Source organism: Variovorax sp. 01T432, from assembly GCF_056398605.1.
The window spans coordinates 117972-136651 of record NZ_JBFTPS010000012.1 but is presented as its reverse complement, the minus strand read 5'-3'; the positions used below and the strand labels follow the sequence as shown (position 1 = coordinate 136651).

17 protein-coding genes are annotated in these 18680 nt (G+C 68.4%); 16 read left to right on the top strand and 1 reads right to left on the bottom strand.

Annotation, left to right across the window (positions count from 1 at the left end):
* Nucleotides 1-145: 145 nt before the first annotated feature.
* Complete coding sequence (locus AC1DNF_RS12345; protein WP_478148883.1) at nt 146-1252, bottom strand: hypothetical protein; 1107 nt, start codon at nt 1250-1252, stop codon at nt 146-148.
* Nucleotides 1253-1397: 145 nt separating this feature from the next.
* Here AC1DNF_RS12345 and dapF point away from each other — a divergent pair, with 145 nt between their 5' ends.
* From dapF to AC1DNF_RS12265, 16 genes are all read left to right on the top strand, one after another.
* Nucleotides 1398-2273 (top strand): diaminopimelate epimerase, encoded by an 876-nt coding sequence (gene dapF, locus AC1DNF_RS12340; RefSeq protein WP_478148882.1) that lies wholly within the window; start codon nt 1398-1400, stop codon nt 2271-2273.
* Nucleotides 2270-2959 carry a DUF484 family protein gene (locus AC1DNF_RS12335; RefSeq protein ID WP_478148881.1) on the top strand — a complete coding sequence of 230 codons (690 nt, stop codon included), beginning with the start codon at nt 2270-2272 and terminating at the stop codon, nt 2957-2959. The genes dapF and AC1DNF_RS12335 overlap by 4 nt, the downstream gene beginning before the upstream one ends.
* Nucleotides 2956-3561, top strand: a complete 606-nt coding sequence (locus AC1DNF_RS12330; RefSeq protein ID WP_478148880.1) for a YdcF family protein — start codon at nt 2956-2958, stop codon at nt 3559-3561. Before AC1DNF_RS12335 ends, AC1DNF_RS12330 begins: the two co-directional genes overlap by 4 nt.
* Before the next feature lie 111 nt (nt 3562-3672).
* Nucleotides 3673-4677, top strand: coding sequence for a tyrosine recombinase XerC (locus tag AC1DNF_RS12325; RefSeq protein ID WP_478148879.1), 1005 nt, complete (start codon nt 3673-3675; stop codon nt 4675-4677).
* Nucleotides 4674-5876 carry a class I SAM-dependent rRNA methyltransferase gene (locus AC1DNF_RS12320; protein WP_478148878.1) on the top strand — a complete coding sequence of 401 codons (1203 nt, stop codon included), beginning with the start codon at nt 4674-4676 and terminating at the stop codon, nt 5874-5876. The genes AC1DNF_RS12325 and AC1DNF_RS12320 overlap by 4 nt, the downstream gene beginning before the upstream one ends.
* 83 nt (nt 5877-5959) lie before the next feature.
* A complete protein-coding gene (locus tag AC1DNF_RS12315) occupies nt 5960-7006 on the top strand; it encodes a CobW family GTP-binding protein (protein ID WP_478148877.1) in 1047 nt (348 codons plus the stop codon).
* A gap of 352 nt (nt 7007-7358) precedes the next feature.
* Nucleotides 7359-8255, top strand: a complete 897-nt coding sequence (dksA, locus tag AC1DNF_RS12310; protein ID WP_478148876.1) for an RNA polymerase-binding protein DksA — start codon at nt 7359-7361, stop codon at nt 8253-8255.
* A 32-nt stretch (nt 8256-8287) separates the two neighbouring features.
* The gene (locus AC1DNF_RS12305; RefSeq protein ID WP_478148875.1) at nt 8288-9856 is read left to right on the top strand and encodes an STAS domain-containing protein; all 1569 of its coding nucleotides are present in this window, start codon (nt 8288-8290) and stop codon (nt 9854-9856) included.
* Between the two features lie 135 nt (nt 9857-9991).
* Nucleotides 9992-10537, top strand: a complete 546-nt coding sequence (gene hslV / locus AC1DNF_RS12300; RefSeq protein ID WP_478148874.1) for an ATP-dependent protease subunit HslV — start codon at nt 9992-9994, stop codon at nt 10535-10537.
* A gap of 56 nt (nt 10538-10593) precedes the next feature.
* A complete protein-coding gene (gene hslU / locus AC1DNF_RS12295; protein ID WP_478148873.1) occupies nt 10594-11919 on the top strand; it encodes an ATP-dependent protease ATPase subunit HslU in 1326 nt (441 codons plus the stop codon).
* 261 nt (nt 11920-12180) lie between these two features.
* Entirely contained in the window at nt 12181-12609 is a 429-nt protein-coding gene (gene mraZ / locus AC1DNF_RS12290) for a division/cell wall cluster transcriptional repressor MraZ (RefSeq protein WP_478148886.1), read from the top strand.
* Between the two features lie 8 nt (nt 12610-12617).
* On the top strand, nt 12618-13544 hold the full coding sequence (gene rsmH, locus AC1DNF_RS12285; protein WP_478148872.1) for a 16S rRNA (cytosine(1402)-N(4))-methyltransferase RsmH: 927 nt from the start codon (nt 12618-12620) through the stop codon (nt 13542-13544).
* A 40-nt stretch (nt 13545-13584) separates the two neighbouring features.
* Nucleotides 13585-13938 carry a cell division protein FtsL gene (gene ftsL / locus AC1DNF_RS12280; protein WP_478148871.1) on the top strand — a complete coding sequence of 118 codons (354 nt, stop codon included), beginning with the start codon at nt 13585-13587 and terminating at the stop codon, nt 13936-13938.
* Nucleotides 13935-15692, top strand: coding sequence for a peptidoglycan D,D-transpeptidase FtsI family protein (locus AC1DNF_RS12275; protein WP_478148870.1), 1758 nt, complete (start codon nt 13935-13937; stop codon nt 15690-15692). Before ftsL ends, AC1DNF_RS12275 begins: the two co-directional genes overlap by 4 nt.
* Entirely contained in the window at nt 15692-17191 is a 1500-nt protein-coding gene (locus AC1DNF_RS12270) for a UDP-N-acetylmuramoyl-L-alanyl-D-glutamate--2,6-diaminopimelate ligase (RefSeq protein WP_478148869.1), read from the top strand. Before AC1DNF_RS12275 ends, AC1DNF_RS12270 begins: the two co-directional genes overlap by 1 nt.
* A complete protein-coding gene (locus tag AC1DNF_RS12265) occupies nt 17188-18672 on the top strand; it encodes a UDP-N-acetylmuramoyl-tripeptide--D-alanyl-D-alanine ligase (RefSeq protein ID WP_478148868.1) in 1485 nt (494 codons plus the stop codon). The genes AC1DNF_RS12270 and AC1DNF_RS12265 overlap by 4 nt, the downstream gene beginning before the upstream one ends.
* Nucleotides 18673-18680: the final 8 nt, after the last annotated feature.

The window sequence follows — 18680 nt, the reverse complement described above, 5'->3', positions numbered from 1 at the left end:
ATGCGCGAGGCGATGTGCAGGAGGTAGGGCGTCTCGCCGCGCATCGCATCGGCCGAGCGCAGGCGGTCGAAGGCCTGGGCGGGGTCGATGAGGCCATCGCGGGCGAGGGCCGTGAGCAGGTCCATGTAGCGGGCATGGGCGGTGTTCATCGCGCGGGCTTCGTGAGCGCCCATGCGCGAAGTAGGCAGGCTGTGGAGCTGCGCGAGAAGCTCGGGATCGAGCAGCGTCGGAGCCAGCGCGCGCGCCTGTCCTTGCCGAGCAGGCTGACCTGACGGGTGTGCTCCTGGCTGAGCAGGGCCTGGCGCATGGAAGCGCGCACGCCCTGTCCCTCGGTCTTCTCGCGTTCCCCTGCGAGGGTGTCGAGCAGGCGGGTGACGGCGTGGGCGAGTTCGGGCGCGGCCGTCATGCCGCGCTGCCCGGCGGCGATGCGCGAGGCGATGTGCAGGAGGTAGGGCGTCTCGCCGCGCATCGCATCGGCCGAGCGCAGGCGGTCGAAGGCCTGGGCGGGGTCGATGAGGCCATCACGGGCGAGGGCCGTGAGCAGGTCCATGTAGCGGGCATGGGCGGTGTTCATCGCGCGGGCTTCGTGAGCGCCCATGCGCGAAGCAGGCAGGCTGTGGAGTTGCGCGAGGAACTGGGGCTCCAGCAGGGTGTCCGCGAGTGCGCGGGCCTGTTCGATCTGCCCTTGCTGGAGCAGGCCCGTGAGGTCGCGCAGCGGATTGCGCGCCCGCCAGAGCTCCTCCAGTCCCGGCAGGCCTTGGTCGGGCAGCCGGATTTCGCTGAGCGCGTTGTCGACCAGGACCAGGGACTGCAGGCGCAGCCGATCGAGCCCCGGCGGCAGTTCCGAGAGCGCCAGGTTCGAGAGGTCCAGCTCGGTCGGGGCGCCGGCCGGTGCGGTGGAACAGGCCAGCACCCGCCTGGCCGCATCGGCCCGCCGTTCGCCCGGCGCGCCCCTGAGCTCCCATGCCCGCAGCATGCTGTCCAGGGATGGCGCGGGAAGCCGCGACAGCGTCGCGCGCGAGGCGTCCATGGGCGACCCTGCGCGATACGCCCGCGCGGCCGGCGCCTCGTCCGGGCTGTCCTCGGGCCTCGGGCGGCGCCGGGACGCGGCGCGCGGCAGGGCCTCCAGGGCCGGGCTCGCGGGGGGCGAGGCTTGCGCGTCCTCGCCCGCGGCGGGCGATGCATCGTGCGCTGCCGCTTCGGTGCGCGAACGCCGCGCCTCCGGGGAGGTGGCGGGTCGGATGGGAAACATGTCGCTGTACCTTTCTTCTCTTCCTGGCCGGCGCGCGCCGGCAACGACGGTGCCTCAGGCTATTCGTCCGCGCGAGCGCCGGGGCCCACGAGCGCGAAGCCGGGCGCTCGACTGCGAAGCCTGGTGCTGAGCAGATAATCCGGCGATGCGAATCCGCTTTACCAAGATGCAGGGGGCCGGCAATGACTTCGTCGTGCTGGACGAAACGCGCGGCACGCTCGGCCTGACCGAGGCGCAGTACCGCTTCCTGGCCGATCGCCATTTCGGCGTCGGCGCCGACCAGATCCTCACCGTGCGGCCCTCGCCGGCGGCGGGCATCGACTTCCAGTACGTGATCCACAACGCCGACGGCGGCGAGGTGGAGCAGTGCGGCAACGGGGCGCGCTGCTTCATGCGCTTCGTGCGCGAGCGCGGCCTGACGCCGAAGGACGCGGTGCGGGTACAGACGCTCTCGGGCGTGATCGAGCCGCGCATGGGCGCCGACGGCCGCGTCACGGTCGACATGGGCGCGCCGGTCTTCGAGCCCGCGCGCGTGCCCTTCGACACCGCCGGTCTCGATCCGCAGCCCGAAGGCGCATGGCACAAGTGGCATCTGGCCCTCGGCACGCATGCGGACAGCGCGATCGTCTCGGTGGCCGTGCTGTCCATGGGCAATCCCCACGCGGTGCAGATCGTCGACGACGTCGACACCGCGCCGGTCGAGACCCAGGGGCCCGCGATCGAGCTGCATCCGCGCTTTCCGCAGCGCGTCAACGCCGGGTTCATGCAGGTGGTCGACCGCTCGCACGTGCGCCTGCGCGTGTTCGAGCGCGGCGCCGGCGAGACGCTCGCCTGCGGCACGGGCGCCTGCGCGGCGGTGGTCGCGGGCATCCGGCTCGGGCTGCTGGATGCGCGGGTCGACGTCGAGACCCGCGGCGGGCTGCTGACCATCGAGTGGGCCGGCGACGGCGCCGCGGTGCTCATGACGGGGCCCGCCATCACCGTGTTCGAAGGCGATATCGAGGTGCCGGAACAGTCATGAACCTTTTCAACCAGAACGCAATGAACCCGATCACCGAAGACGATATCGCCAACTACCTGTCGAACACGCCCGACTTCTTCGAGCGGCACGCGCAGCTGCTGTCGCAGGTGCAGCTCACGAGCCCGCACGGCAACCGCGCCGTGAGCCTGCAGGAGCGCCAGGCCGAGATGCTGCGCGAGAAGATCAAGGCGCTGGAGCACCGGGTGATGGACATGGTCCGCCACGGGACGGAGAACGTGGTCACGGCCGACCGGCTGCAGCGCTGGACCAAGGGCCTGCTGACCACGCGCGACCCGCGTTCGCTGCCGGTGCAGATCGCTTCGCAGTTGCAGGCGCTGTTCATGGTGCCGCAGACGGCAATCAAGATCTGGGACTGCGACAGCGTCTACCTCGGCGAGCCCTACGCCCAGTGGGTGAGCGACGACGTGAAGGCGCTGGCCACCTCGCTGACGGCGCCTTATTGCGGCCTGAATGCGGGCTTCGAGGCGGCCAACTGGCTGGCCGAGCCGCAGGCCGCGGTGTCGATCTCGCTGATTCCGCTGCGCGGCGAGCCGGCGGCGCCGGCCTTCGGCCTGCTGGTGCTCGCATCGCCCGATGCGCACCGCTTCAACGCCGAGATGGGCACCGACTTCCTGGAGCGCATCGCCGAGCTGGCCTCGGGTGCGCTGTCGCGGCTGCGGCCTTGAGGCGTTCGCTGCGGCGCGGGCTTCTGGTGGGGCTGCTGGTCCTGTTCGCGGGCTATGTGGCCATCGCCGTCATGGTCTGGCTGCGGGCGCTCGATCTGCTGGATCATCCGCCGCGGCGCGCGGCCGATGCGGCGCTGGTGCTGGGCAATCGCGCCTACTGGAAGGGCGAGCCGAACCCCTGCCTGACGGGTCGCGTGGATGCCGGCATCGCGCTGGCGAAGGCGGGTCTCGTGCGGCAGCTCGCCTTCACCGGCGGCGTGGACAAGGAAGACGGCCGTGTCGAGGCCGAGGTGATGCGGCAGCACGCGCGCCTGGAGGGCTATGCGGGGCCCCTGCTTCTGGAACCGCGATCCTCGTCGACGCGCGAGAACCTGTCGATGTCGCGCGCCGTGCTTCAGGCGGCGGGGGTGAAGAGCGTGATCATCGTGTCGGAGCCCTATCATCTCTGGCGCGCCGAGCGCCTGGCGCGGGCCTCGGGCTTCGACCGGTGGTTCGACGTGCAGTACGCCGCCGCGCCGACCTCCTGCTGGCGGCGCTGGGGAATGTTCTTCAAGGGCGCCCTGCGCGAACCGCTGGCGATCATCGGCAATGCAATGTTCTGATCTCTCCCCCAGGCTTCGCGCACTTCGTGTCGCTACGCCTTCCCCCTCACCGGGGGCAACACCGGCGGCCCGGCGGAGCCGGTTCCTCGGTGTTTCTGGAAGGAGGGGGCCTTGAGTCTGGAATGGGTTGATCGGTATCTGGAGCATGTGCGGGTCGAGCGACGGCTGGCGGCGCGCACGGTCGAGCTCTATGCCATTCATCTGAAAACGCTGGTCGAGAAGGCGCAGGCCGGCGAGCTGGCGCTCGACAAGGTGCAGACGGCGCACGTGCGCCGCTGGATGGCGCAGATGCACGGCGCCGGGCGCGAGTCGCGCGGCATCGCGCTGGTGCTCTCGTGCTGGCGCAGCTTCTACCGCTGGCTGGGCAACGAAGGGCTGGTGGGCTCGAATCCGGTGCAGGACGTCCACGCGCCCAAGGCCAGCCGGCCCCTGCCCAAGGCCCTGGCGGTCGATGAGGCCGTGCAACTGGCGGAGCTTCACGACGCCGAGGCAGACCCGTGGGTGGAAGCACGGGATCGCGCCATCGTCGAGATGCTCTACGGCTGCGGCCTGCGCGTGAGCGAACTCACCGGACTGGATGCGCGCGCCAGCCACACGGCACGCGGCTGGGTCGACCTGGATGCCGCAGAGGCCAATGTGCTGGGCAAGGGCAGCAAACGCCGCATCGTGCCGGTGGGCACCAAGGCAATCGAAGCCCTGCGCGGCTGGCTCGCGGCGCGCGACGACGGCCCGGCACTGGCTGCGGCACGCCTGCGTGACCCGGCAAGCGCGGCAGCACTCTTCATCGGCCGCAACGGCCTGCGGCTGTCCGCCCACTCGGTCCGCAAGCAACTGCGCGAACGCAGCCTCAAGGCCGGGCTGGCGGCGCCGGTGCACCCGCACATGCTGCGCCACTCCTTCGCAAGCCATGTGCTGCAGTCCAGCAGCGACCTGCGCGCCGTGCAGGAACTGCTGGGCCACGCCAACATCTCGACCACGCAGATCTACACGCGGCTGGATTTCCAGCATCTCGCCAAGGCCTACGATGCGGCACACCCGCGCGCCCATGCGCGCGAGGAATCCGCACCCGCCCTCGGCACCACCCTCGGCAAGAACAAGCGCAAGAACAGCAAATGAAGCTTCTCCGTCTTCGGCCCGGCAAGGAGCGTTCGCTCCTGCGGCGCCATCCCTGGATCTTCGAATCGGCCATCGCCAAGGGCGGCGGCGACGCGGGCGAGACCGTGCGCATCGAATCGGACGAGGGCAAGTTCCTGGCATGGGCGGCGTTCAGCCCGCATTCCAAGATCCGTGCGCGCGCCTGGAGCTTCGACGAGGCGCAACGCATCGACGCAGCCTTCTTCGCGGCGCGCGTGGCGAGCGCCGTCCAGGCCCGGGCGCTGTTCGATCTCCAGAGCAACGGCGTGCGGCTGGTCCACGGCGAGACCGACGGGCTGCCGGGCCTCATCGTCGACCGCTACGGCGACACGCTGGTGGCACAGTTCCTGTCCGCCGGCGTCGAGCGCTGGAAGGACGTGCTGGCCGATGCGTTGCTGGCGGCGACGGGCCTGGCGAAGCTGTACGAGCGCTCCGACGCGAGCGGCCGCGAGCGCGAGGGGCTGAAGCCGGTGACGGGCTGGCTGCGCGGCAATGGGCCGACCGAAATCACCATTCGCGAGCACGATTGGCGCTTCACGCTCGACATCGCGACTGGCCACAAGACCGGCTTCTACCTCGACCAGCGCGACAGCCGCAAGCGCTTCGCCGAAATCGCGCAGCACCGCCGCTTTCGCCGCGTGCTGAACTGCTTCTGCTACACCGGCGGCTTCACGGTCGCCGCGCTCGCGGGACTGAAGGCCGCAGGCGCCGTCGAGGGCGCCGAACTGGTGTCGATCGATTCGTCGCTGCCGGCGCTGGAGCGCGCGCGGGCGAACGTGGCGCTCAACGGCTTCGAGGGCGCCCGCACGGAGTTCCTCGATGCCGACGTGAACGCCACGCTGCGCCGCTTCGTCGACGAAGGCCGCAGCTTCGACGCCATCGTGCTCGACCCGCCCAAGTTCGCGCCGACCGTGGCGCACGCCGATCGCGCCGCGCGCGCCTACAAGGACATCAACCGCCAGGCCTTCAAGCTGCTGGCGCCGGGCGGTGTGTTGCTGACCTTCTCGTGCTCGGGCGGCATCGGCGCCGACCTGTTCCACAAGATCGTGGCCTCGGCCGGCATCGACGCGGGGGTGGACGGCTTCATCAGCGAACGCCTGGGCGCGGCGCCGGACCATCCGATGACCATCGAATTCCCCGAGGGCGAATACCTCAAGGGCCTCGTGGTGGTGCGCAAATAGCCTTTGCCCTTGCCGCAGCGCGGCGGGGCCGCCGTGGCTAAACTTCCCGCCTTTCCCCGTTTTCGTTCTTCCCGGAGCATTCCATGGCCCTCATTCCCGCCACCATCCTCACCGGCTTCCTCGGCTCGGGCAAGACGACGCTGCTCAAGCGCATCCTGAGCGAGGCGCACGGCCAGAAGATCGCGGTGATCGAGAACGAGTTCGGCGAGGAGAACATCGACAGCGACATCCTCGTGACGGAGTCGAAGGAACAGATCGTCCAGATGAGCAACGGCTGCATCTGCTGCACGATCCGCGAGGACCTGCGCGAGGCCCTGCAACTGCTGGCGGCCAAGAGGCGCAAGGGCCTGCTGGACTTCGACCGCGTGGTGATCGAGACCACCGGCCTGGCCGATCCCGGCCCCGTGGCGCAGACCTTCTTCATGGACGACGAGATCGCCGAGAGCTACCTGCTCGACTCGATCCTGACGCTGGTGGACGCCAAGCACGCGCCTCAGCAGCTCAACGACCGCCAGGAGGCGCGCCGCCAGGTCGGCTTTGCCGACCAGATCTTCATCAGCAAGAGCGACCTGGTCGCCACCGAGGAGACCGACGCGCTGATCCATCGCCTGAAGCACATGAATCCGCGCGCGCCGCAGCAGAAGGTGCATTTCGGCGAGGTGCCGCTGAAGGACGTGTTCGACCTGCGCGGCTTCAACCTCAATGCCAAGCTGGACATCGATCCGGACTTCCTGAAGGAAGACGACCACGAACACCATGACCACGCGCACGGCGAGCATTGCGACCATCCCTCGCACGCGCAGGAAGGCCATGGGCACCACCATCACCACGATGACGACGTGAAGAGCTTTGTCTATCGCTCCGACCGTGCCTTCGACCCGGCGCGCCTCGAGGACTTCCTGGGCGCCATTGTCAATATCTATGGGCCGCGCATGCTTCGCTACAAGGGCGTGCTGCACATGCAGGGTACCGAGCGCAAGGTGATCTTCCAGGGCGTGCACCAGCTCATGGGCAGCGACCTCGGCCCCGCCTGGGGCAAGGACGAGCCCCGCAACAGCCGCATGGTCTTTATCGGCATCGACCTGCCGCGCGAGATCCTGGAGCAGGGCCTCGACCAGTGCCTGGTCTGAAATAAGGCGGTCGCCGTCCGGCCGCCCCGAGGCGAGCCGCGGCGCTCGGCCCTCGGCGTCTTGGGGCACGGGCCTTGTGGGCAAGGCAAATGAGAAGCCGCGGGCCGATGTGGTTTGTCTATACAATCGCGCGCCTGTTCCGGGGTCCCGTCCACCCTTAACTGGATGATGTGTGACTTTCGGCATAGGACTGCGCGCGTTCCTGGCTTGCTTTCGGGGGTATAACCCCGGGGTTCGCCACTGGCGAGCATCCTGACAACGTGGAGTCCGCGAGGCCGTTGGGCCAGTGGGTCCCATGGGAGGAGACTACCCATTGAAAGCGCGTTCCAGTTCGTCGAAGGAGCCAGTCACCGTGAAGAAACCCGTCGCCAAAGCCAAGCCAGGGCCGACGCCGCCCGTCAGGAAGACGGCGGTCGCCAGGCCGGCTGTGCCTGCGGCAAAGAAGGTTTCCGCCGCAAAGAAATCTGTCACTCCCGCCGTGTCGGCGAAGGCCGCTGCCACAAGCAGCAAGGCCAAGCCGGCAAATGCGGGAAGTCCGTCAACCAAAACGGCCAGCGTCCGCGCTGAGCCTACTGCCATTCCGACTCCCATGAAAAAAACGGTTGCCGCCACCTCCATTCCCGCCACCGATACCTCGACCGCAACGCCTGCGCCCGCACGCGGCGGACGCGTGTCGCGGCTGTCGCAGTTGACCGTGCCCTCCATGCCGCAATCCGTGGCTTCGACTGCCGCCAAGTCCAGCTTCGTCCAGATCACGTCGAATGTGCTGGTGCCGCCGCCGCCCCTCGCCGTCAAGAAGGACCCGAAGCTCGCCAACAACTGGAAGACGAAGACGCCCCAGGAGTTGACCGACGCCGAAGTCATCGCGATGCCGGACTCGGAGTACATGAACGAAAAGCAGATGGCGTTCTTCCGCCTGAAGCTGCAGGAGCTCAAACGCGGCATTCTCGAGAACGCCGGCGAAACCACCGAGCACCTGCGCGAAGACACGGTCGTCGTGCCCGACCCGGCCGATCGCGCCACCATCGAGGAGGAACACGCCCTCGAACTGCGCACCCGCGACCGCGAGCGCAAGCTGCTGAAGAAGATCGAGCAGTCGATCCAGCGCATCGACGCCGGCGACTACGGCTATTGCGACGAGACCGGCGAACCCATCGGCGTCGGCCGCTTGCTGGCACGGCCCACGGCGACGCTGTCGCTCGAAGCGCAGCAACGGCGCGAGCTGAAACAGAAGATGTTCGGGGACTGATCGCCACGGCAGCCGAACCGAGACGCTAAGCCATGGCAAAGGAAGAATCCGGTCGCTTGCTGTCCAAGGTGGCGAAGTTCGTTCGCAATCCGCTCAAGGATTGGTCCGAACTCGACACCGACGAATCATCGACGCTCGAGAACGGCTACAGCCGTGAAATGCTCAAGGAGATGATCGAGCGCCGGCAGCGCAACGATTTCGTGCGCCGTCGCGAGTTCGACATGCTGCGCAAGTTGCGCCAGCGTGAAGCCGCGGGAGGGCGCGATCCGAGCGCCACGCCGTCGTCGTTCAATGTCAGCAGCACCTCCGGCAAGACCGAGGGCCGTGCACTCACGCTCAAGAAGATCGACGAGATCGAAGAGCAGATGTCGCAGCAATGGTGGAAGAGCCGCGGGCCCCATGGCGCGGCCGCCAGCGTCGATGCGGTGCCGCCGGCCGGCGGCACGCCCATGGCAGAGCAGCACGCGCGCGCTTATGCCGACACGGTGCCGGGCGTGGCGCAGGTCGGGGTGCCGCGGCTGGCCCACGACGGTTGCATCGAAGAGGCCGCGATCCGTTTCGCGCATGGCGACGACGCCGGTGCCGAGGCCATCCTGCTGCAGACGCTCGCGCCGGACAGCCCGAGCGCGGGCAATGACGACACCTGGCGTACGCTGCTCGATCTGTACCGCGCGACGGGCGACAACGAGAAATTCGTGGCCGCCAGCGCCCGCTACGTCCAGCGCATGAGGGCTGCCGCACCCGAGTGGATTTCGCTGCGCGCCCTGGCGAACACCATGCACGCCTCGGCGGCCGCCGAGGCCAGGACGGCGCCGGTTCCGGCGGGCGACGCCGACTGGGCGACGCCGCCGCGCCTGACGCGTGAAGGTCTACTCGGCCTCACGCGGGCGCTCGGCGCCGCGGGCCCTGCGTGGAAGCTCGACTGGAGTCTGCTCGAGAGCATCGAGCCCGATGCCGCCGGACCGCTGCGCGCCTTGTTCACTCACTGGGCCGATTCGACCGTGCAGCTGCAATTCGCCTCGGGCGACAGGCTGCTGGCCGTGCTCGCGCAAGCCACGCCGGCCAACGAGCGCGCCACCGATGCCGTGTGGTGGCAACTGCACATGGCGGCCTTGCGCGTGATGCACCGGCCCGACGAGTTCGAGCTGCTGGCGCTCAACTACTGCATCACCTACGAAGTCTCGCCGCCGCCGTGGGAGGACCCCAAGGGCCACTACGCGGTGCTGGAGCCCTCGCATTACATGAAGCCGACGCCGAGCGGTTTTTCGATGGCCTGGGTCGACGACGACCTGAACAACGATGCGGCGGTGCCGGCCGTCAGCACGGCCCGCACCTCGCTGGTGGGCGAGCTGGTGGGTGAGTCGAACTCCACCTGGCAACGCCTGGACGACGAGTTGCTCGACGCCTCGGCGCCGATGGTTTCCTGCGCGGCGCTCGTGCGCCTCGATTTCGTGGCGGCGGGCACGCTGTTGAACTGGGTCACCGCGCATGCCGCGCGTGGCCGGAGTGTGCAGTTCGTGGACGCGCACCGCCTGATCGCGGCATTCTTCGGCGTGATCGGCATCGCGGACCACGCGACGGTCGCGACACGGGTGGAATAGAGCCGCCCGGCTTTTCACTTCGCTTCGCTGCGTGTAATTCGCCACCCCCCGAGGGGCTGAGGTCCGCGGCCGCCTGCCCCACCAGCAAGCTCCAGCAGGCCTTGCATTTTCGTGAGACATCCGCATATTTCGCCGATGGAACAATTTCACGGAACCACGATCATCAGCGTGCGTCGCAAGACCTCGGGTGTTGACCAGGTGGCGATCGGCGGGGACGGCCAGGTCACGCTCGGCAATATCGTCATCAAGGGCACCGCGCGCAAGGTGCGTCGTCTCTATCACGGCAAGGTCCTCGCGGGCTTCGCGGGTGCGACGGCCGATGCCTTCACCCTCTTCGAACGCTTCGAGGCCAAGCTCGAGAAGCACCAGGGCCACCTGGCGCGCGCCGCCATCGAACTCACCAAGGATTGGCGTACCGACCGCGTGCTGCGCCGGCTTGAGGCCATGCTGGCGGTGGCCGACGCGACCACCTCGCTGATCATCACCGGCAACGGCGACGTGCTGGAGCCCGAGAACGGCATCATCGCGATCGGCTCCGGCGGCGCCTATGCGCAGGCCGCCGCCAAGGCGCTGGTCGACCACACCGAACTGCCCGCCGACCAGATCGTGAAGAAAGCGCTGGAGATCGCCGGAGAACTCTGCATTTACACGAACATGCACCACACGGTGGAAAGCCTGTGAAGCACCCTCAGGCCCGTGCCCTTCGCGTGGCCGCCTGATCCCAAAGAAGCTCCACCATGTCAATGACCCCTCAGGAAATCGTCTCCGAACTCGACAACCACATCGTCGGTCAGCCGCAGGCCAAGCGCGCCGTGGCGATCGCGCTGCGCAACCGCTGGCGCCGCCAGCAGGTCGAGGAAAAGCTGCGCGCCGAGATCACGCCCAAGAACATCCTCATGATCGGCCCCACGGGCGTCGGCAAGACCGAGATCGCGCGCCGGCTGGCGCGCCTGGCCGACGCGCCCTTCATCAAGGTCGAGGCGACCAAGTTCACCGAGGTGGGCTATGTGGGCAAGGATGTCGATTCGATCATCCGTGACCTCGCCGAGATCGCCGTCAAGCAGACGCGCGAAAGCGAAAGCGCCAAGGTGCGCATGCGGGCGGAGGACGCGGCGGAAGAGCGCATCCTCGACGTGCTGCTGCCGCCGGCCCGCGGCTCCGACGGCGCCGCTCCCGCGGAGGGCGCCAATCCGACGCGCCAGGCCTTTCGAAAGAAGCTGCGCGAGCACGAACTCGACGACAAGGACATCGAGATCGACCTGGCCGAGGCCCGCGCCCCGCTGGAAATCATGGGCCCCGCCGGCATGGAGGAGATGACCGAGCAGTTGCGCGGCATGTTCGGCCAGCTCGGCCAGGCCAAGCGCAAGACGCGCAAGCTCAAGATCGTCGAGGCCATGCGCCTCCTGATCGACGAGGAAGCCGCCAAGCTGGTCAATGAGGACGAGATCCGCGCCCAGGCCATCCACAGCGCCGAGCAGAACGGCATCGTCTTCATCGACGAGATCGACAAGGTCGCCACGCGCAACGAGGCGCAGGGCCCCGATGTGTCGCGCCAGGGCGTGCAGCGCGACCTGCTGCCGCTGGTGGAGGGAACGGCGGTCAGCACCAAGTACGGCGTGGTGCGCACCGATCACATCCTCTTCATCGCGAGCGGTGCCTTCCACCTGAGCAAGCCGAGCGACCTGATCCCGGAGCTCCAGGGCCGTTTCCCGATCCGTGTCGAGCTGCAGTCGCTCTCGGTGGCGGATTTCGAGAGCATCCTGACCCAGACCCAGGCATCCCTGGTCAAGCAGTACCAGGCGCTGCTGGCGACCGAAGGCGTGACGCTGGAGTTCACGCCCGATGGCATCACCCGGCTGGCGAGCATCGCATTCGACGTCAACGAGCGCACCGAGAACATCGGCGCGCGCCGCCTGTCGACCGTCATGGAGCGGCTGCTGGATGAGGTAAGCTTCGATGCCGCCAAGCTCGATGGGCAGGCGGTCCGCATCGACGCGGCCTATGTCGATACTCGTCTCTCGGCACTAAGTCACGACGAAGATCTCTCCCGATTCATCCTCTGAACCGGTCCCCGCACTCCCCACGCTTCACGCAACACATTCACTGCGTGAGCTAAGTGCTTCATTTGCAACGAATTTCGGTGTTTCTGCAATTGCAGAAACACCGCTAAGTCGTTGATTCCATTACAAAAAATACCCGCCGCACCAGCTTGTGCCCCTGGGGTTTCCTGCTACAGTGGAAAAAAGTGCAGTTATGTGGGAAAAAGTGTCCAGGCGAACCCGTTTCGGGTCCGCGGCGCCTCCCACTACCGGGGTTACGTGGTCGTGTTTCAAGGCGCTTCATCGCTCAGTCTGGATGCCAAGGGGCGGCTCTCCGTGCCGACCCGGCATCGTGACGTCCTGAGCGCCACAGCGTCCGGCCAGCTCACAATCACCAAGCATCCGCACGGCTGCCTCATGGTGTTCCCGCGCCCCGAGTGGGAGCGGTTCCGCGAGCGCATCGCCGAGCTTCCGATGGCTGCACAATGGTGGAAGCGCATCTTCCTGGGCAACGCGATGGACGTCGAGATGGACGGCACCGGCCGCGTCCTGGTGTCGCCGGAGCTGCGCGAGACAGCCGGCATCGCGCGCGACGTGCTGCTGCTTGGCATGGGCAACCACTTCGAGCTCTGGGACAAGGCCACCTACGACGCGAAGGAAGCCGAAGCCACCCAGGGCGAGATGCCCGATGTGTTCCAGGACTTTTCGTTCTGAGGCCGACAGTGGAACAGCCATGGACCCACACCACCGTCTTGTTGAAGGAAGCGGTGGACGCCCTCTTCGCGGACGCTTCGCCCGCGACGGGCACGTATGTGGATGCGACTTTCGGGAGGGGCGGCCATGCCCGGGCCATCCTGGCGAGGCTGGGGCCCTCCGGCCGGCTGATCGCGTTCGACAAGGACGCGGAAGCGGTGGCCGAAGCAGCGCGCATCGAGGATGCGCGTTTTTCCATCCGGCACCAGGGATTCAAGGATCTGGGGGAACTGCCCGCGGGCAGTGTGGCCGGCCTGCTGATGGACCTCGGCATCAGCTCCCCGCAGATCGACAACCCCGCACGGGGTTTTTCTTTTCGTTTCGAGGGCCCGCTCGACATGCGCATGGACACCACGCGCGGCGAGAGCGTGGCCGAATGGCTGGCGACAGCCGAACCACAGCAGATTGCGGAGGTGATTCGTGACTATGGCGAGGAACGGTTTGCTGTTCAGATTGCAAAGGCGATTGCAGCTCGCCGACAAGAACGGGGCCCAATTTCAACCACCGCCGAGCTGGCCGAGCTCGTGGCTGGCACGGTCAAAACCCGCGAGCCGGGCCAGAACCCTGCAACGCGCACATTTCAGGCTCTTCGGATTTTCATCAATGCCGAGCTTGAAGAGCTGCAACAGGCGCTAGACGCGAGCCTGACCGTGCTGCAGCCCCAGGGCCGTCTCGCGGTGATCAGTTTCCATTCGCTGGAAGACCGCATCGTGAAGCAGTTCATCGCGAAGCATTCGCGCGAGGTCTACGACCGCCGGGCGCCTTTTGCCGCTCCGCGGGCGATGAAGCTGCGCGCCCTCGGGCGCGTGCGGCCCTCGAAGGCCGAGATCGACGGCAATCCGCGCGCGCGCAGCGCGATCCTGCGCATCGCCGAGCGCACGGGGGAGGGCCGATGAGCACCGCCCGCCCGCCCGGCATGGGGAGGCCTTGCTGATCATGGCCCGCCTCAACCTGCTCCTGCTGATCGCGGTGATGGCTTCTGCCATCTACCTGGTCCATACCCAGTACCTTTCGCGCCAGCTGTTCACCGAGTTCCATCGGGTCGAACAGGAGGCGAAGCGGCTGGAGCTGGACCGCGACCGGTTGCAGGTCGAGAAGCGGGCGCAGGCGACGCCGCTGCGGGTCGAGAAGCTGGCCAAGGAGCAGCTCAAGATGCGCACCACCACGCCGGCCATCACGCAGTACGTGCGGGCGGACGGCACCGTCATCCCGGCCGTGGCTGCGGCGCCCACGCCGGCGCCGGCGCCGACCCCGGCGCATCCGGCCGCGCGGCGGAAGGGGGCGCCATGACCCGGCGCGGCAACCGCAGCGTGCAGTACACGACCAGCCCCTTGCTCGCCAGCAAGACGCCGGTGTGGCGCAGCAAGTTCATCGTCGCCGGCATTGCCTGCGGCTTCCTGCTGCTGGCCAGCCGGGCGGCCTATGTGCAGGTGATCAACAACGATTTCTTCCAGCGCCAGGGCGAGGTGCGCTTCGCGCGCACGCTGGAACTGCCGGCCAATCGCGGCCGCATCCTCGACCGCAACGGGCTGCTGCTGGCCTCCAGCGTGGTCGCGCCCAGCATCTGGGCGATTCCCGAGGACATCGAGCGCGACGACCCCGAGGTGAAGGCCAAGCTCAGGCAGGCCGCCAAGCTGCTCGACATGTCGCAGAAGGACTTCGACAAGAAGCTGGAAGACGAGGACAAGACCTTCGTCTGGATCCGGCGCCAGGTCGACGAACCCATCGCCAAGCAGATCGCCGCGCTGAACATCAAGGGCCTCTACCAGCGCAAGGAATACAAGCGCCAGTATCCGGAGGGCGAAGCGGCCGCCCACGTGGTCGGCTTCACCGACGTCGAGGACAGGGGCCAGGAAGGCATCGAACTCGCGTTCAACAAGGAACTGGCGGGCAAGGCCGGCTCGCGCCGCGTGATCAAGGATCGACTGGGCCGCGTGGTCGAAGGCATCGGCGAGCAGGTGCCGCCGTCCGAAGGCCGCGACATCCAGTTGAGCGTCGACAGCAAGGTGCAGTTCTTCGCCTATCAGAAGCTGCGCGACGCCGTGACCGTCAACAAGGCCAAGGCCGGCAGCGTGGTCGTGCTCGACGCCATCACCGGTGAAGTGCTGGCGCTCGCCAACTACCCGAGCTACGTGCCGGACAAGCGCCAGAACCTGACCGGCGAGCAGCTGCGCAACCGTGCGCTCACCGACACCTTCGAGCCCGGCTCGACCATGAAGCCGATCACCGTCGGCATGGCGCTCGAGGCGGGCCGCGTGAAGCCGCAAACGCTCATCGAAACCGGCCCCGGCCGCTTCAGCATCGGTGGCTTCACCATCAGCGACACGCACAACTACGGCACGCTGACCGTCGAGGGCGTGATCCAGAAGTCCAGCAACGTCGGCGCGCTCAAGATCGCGCAGAAGATGAGCCCCCACGAGATGTGGGACACCTACACGGCGCTCGGCTACGGCCAGAAGCCGCAGATCCAGTTTCCCGGCGCCGTGACGGGCCGCCTGCGTCCCTGGAAGACATGGCGCCCGGTCGAGCAAGCCACCATGGCCTACGGTTACGGGCTGTCGGCGTCGCTCTTCCAGATGGCGCACTCCTACACCTCCTTCGCGCACGACGGACAGATCATTCCGGCGACCATCCTCAAGAGCCCCGAGCCGGCCGTCGGCGTGAAGGTTTTCTCGCCCGAGAACGCGCTTGCCGTGCGCAAGATGCTGCAGATGGCGGCCGGCCCGGGCGGCACCGGCCAGCGCGCCCAGACCATCGGCTACTCGGTGGGCGGCAAGTCCGGCACCGCGCACAAGCAGGTGGGCAAGGGCTACGCGAGCAACAAGTACCGCTCCTGGTTCACCGGCATGGCGCCGATCGAGAAGCCGCGCATCATCGTCGCGGTCATGATCGACGAGCCGAGCGCGGGACAGTATTTCGGCGGCGCGGTGGCCGCGCCCGTTTTCAGCGAAGTCGTGCAGCAGACGCTGCGGATGATGAACGTGGCGCCCGACCTGGCGGTCAAACCGCTGATCGTGACCGACAGCGCGGAGGAGAGCTTCTGATGATGATGCTCCACAGTCCCGTCGAAGCCGCACGCTGGCTGGAATCCCGCGTGCGCGGCGCGCTGCATGCCGACAGCAGGCCGATCGGCGCGGGCGACGGCTTCATCGCCTGGCCCGGTGCCGCCACCGACGGTCGCCGCCACGTGGCGGCCGCGCTGGCGCAGGGCGCCGCGGCCTGCCTGGTCGAGGCGCAGGGCGTGGAGGCCTTCGGATTCGAAGGCGACGCCATTGCCGGCTACGCGGGCCTGAAGGCCGCGACCGGTCCCATCGCCGCCGCCTTCTACGGCGATCCTTCGGCCCGGCTGGAGGTGCTCGCCGTCACGGGTACCAACGGCAAGACCTCCACCGCGTGGTGGCTGGGCCAGGCGCTTTCCGGCGCGGCCGGCGCCGGCCCTTCGCCCTGCGTCGTGGTGGGCACGCTCGGCATCGGCGTGCCGCCCGAGCTCAGCTACACGGGCCTGACGACGCCCGACCCCGTCATGCTCCAGCGCGAGCTGCGCGGATTCGTCGATCGCGGCTTCGGCGCATGCGCCATCGAGGCATCGTCCATCGGCATCGCCGAGCGCCGGCTCGACGGCACGAGGATCGCCGTGGCCGTCTTCACCAATTTCACGCAGGACCATCTGGACTATCACGGCAGCATGGATGCGTACTGGCAGGCCAAGGCGGAGCTGTTCCGCTGGCCGGGGCTGCGCGCGGCGGTGGTCAATATCGACGACGTGCACGGCGCGGCGCTGGTGGCGACGCTGATCGAGCAAGGCACCGGCACGCTCGACGTCTGGACAGTCTCCGCCAGCGGCGCGCCGGCCCGGCTGATGGCCGAGGACATCGGCTACGACACCGAAGGCCTGCAGTTCCGCGTCGCCGAACAGGGGGGGTCGGCAGAGCGCCTGGCGACGCGCCTGATCGGCCAGTACAACGTTGCCAATCTCCTGGGCGTGGTCGGGGCGCTGCGTGCCCTCGGCCTGTCGCTGGAACAGGCGGTGGCGGCATGCGGCCATCTCGACAGCGTGCCGGGACGCATGGAGCGCGTGAGCGTTCCGGGCCACCCGCTGGCGGTGGTCGATTACGCGCACACGCCCGATGCCCTCGACAAGGCGCTGGCCGGCCTGCGCCCGCTGGCGCGGGAGCGCGGCGGCAGGCTGTGGTGCATGTTCGGCTGCGGCGGCGACCGCGATACCGCCAAGCGCCCCATGATGGCCGCGGTGGCCGAGAAGCAGGCCGATCGCGTGGTCGTGACCAGCGACAACCCGCGCAGCGAAAAGCCCGCCGCGATCATCAGTCAGATCCTGCTGGGCCTCGCGCAGCCCGAGGCCGCGCAAGTCGAGCCCGACCGTGCCCGGGCGATCGCCGAGACGCTGGCCCAGGCCGCGCCCGAGGACGTGGTGCTGCTCGCCGGACGAGGCCACGAGCCCTGGCAGGAAATCGCGGGCGAACGCATTGCCTTTTCCGACCGGGCCCATGCGATCGAAGCATTGACGCGAAGGAGTGCCGCATGAGCGACAGGGTTGCTTCCCCATCCCCCTCGGTGACACCGATGATGACGCTCGGCCAGGCGCTGGGCTGGGTTGCGGGCGCGCGTCTGGTGGGTGACCCCTCGACGCCGCTGCTGCGCGTGCACACCGACACGCGCACGCTCGCGGCCGGCGACCTGTTCGTGGCCTTGAAGGGCGAGCGCTTCGATGCCAATGATTTCCTCGCCGATGCGAAGGCGCGTGGCGCGGTCGCGGCCATCGCCCATCGCGGACTCGAGGCGGCGGGACTCGCGGGCCTCGAGGTTCCCGATACGCTGGCCGCGCTCGGCGCCCTGGCCGCGGGCTGGCGCGCGCAGTTCGAGCTGCCGCTGATCGCGGTCACGGGAAGCAACGGCAAGACGACCGTCACGCAGATGATCGCCTCGATCCTGCGCGCCGCATGCGGCGAGGGAGCGCTGGCGACGGCCGGCAACTTCAACAACGAGATCGGCGTGCCCTTGACGCTGCTGCGCCTGCGCGCGCGGCACCAGCGCTCGGTGGTCGAGCTCGGCATGAACCACCCCGGCGAGATCGCGCGCCTGGCGCGCATCGCCAGGCCCACCATCGCGCTGGTCAACAACGCCCAGCGCGAGCACCAGGAATTCATGGCCACCGTCGAGGCGGTGGCGCGCGAGAACGGGGCGGTGTTCACGGAGCTGCCCGGTCGCGGCACGGCGGTGTTTCCCTATGGCGACGCGTTCACGCCGCTCTGGGACGAGATCGCGCACAAAGGCGCTTCGCGCCGGTGCCTGACTTTCGGCGAGCAGCCCGATGCGGACATTTCGCTGCTGGCCGCCGAGTGGCGCCACGGCGCCTGGCAGTTCAAGGCCCGCACGCCGCTGGGCGAGGTGTGCTGCGCGCTGCGCATCGCCGGGCGCCACAACGTGGTGAATGCGCTGGCGGCGATCGCCTGTTCGCTCGCCAGCGGCGTGTCGCTCGAGAAGATCGCCGAAGGGCTGGCCGCCTTCGAACCCGTCAAGGGCCGCTCCAGGGCCAGCGACCTGCGCCTGCCGGGCGGCCATGCGATCACGCTGGTCGACGACACCTACAACGCCAATCCCGACTCGGTGCGCGCGGCGATCGACGTGCTCGCCAGCCTGCCGGGGCCGCGCGTGCTGGTGCTCGGCGACATGGGAGAAGTCGGCGACCAGGGGCCCAGGTTCCACGCCGAAGTCGGCGCATGGGCGCGCGCGCGCGGCATCGAGACCGTGCTCGGGCTTGGGCGGGAGACGGCGCACAGCATCGCGGCCTTCGACGACACCGGTGCCGCCGATGGCCGGCACTTCGACGATATCGAGTCGCTCAATGCGGCCGTCCTGGCACAGCTGCCTCACGCCGCCAGCGTGCTGGTCAAGGGCTCGCGCTTCATGCAGATGGAGCGCGTGGTCCAGGCCATCGCGAAAGCCGCGGACGCCACCGGGGCGGCGCCATCACAAGAACAAGACAAGGAGGCCGGTCATGCATGAGCCGCGCG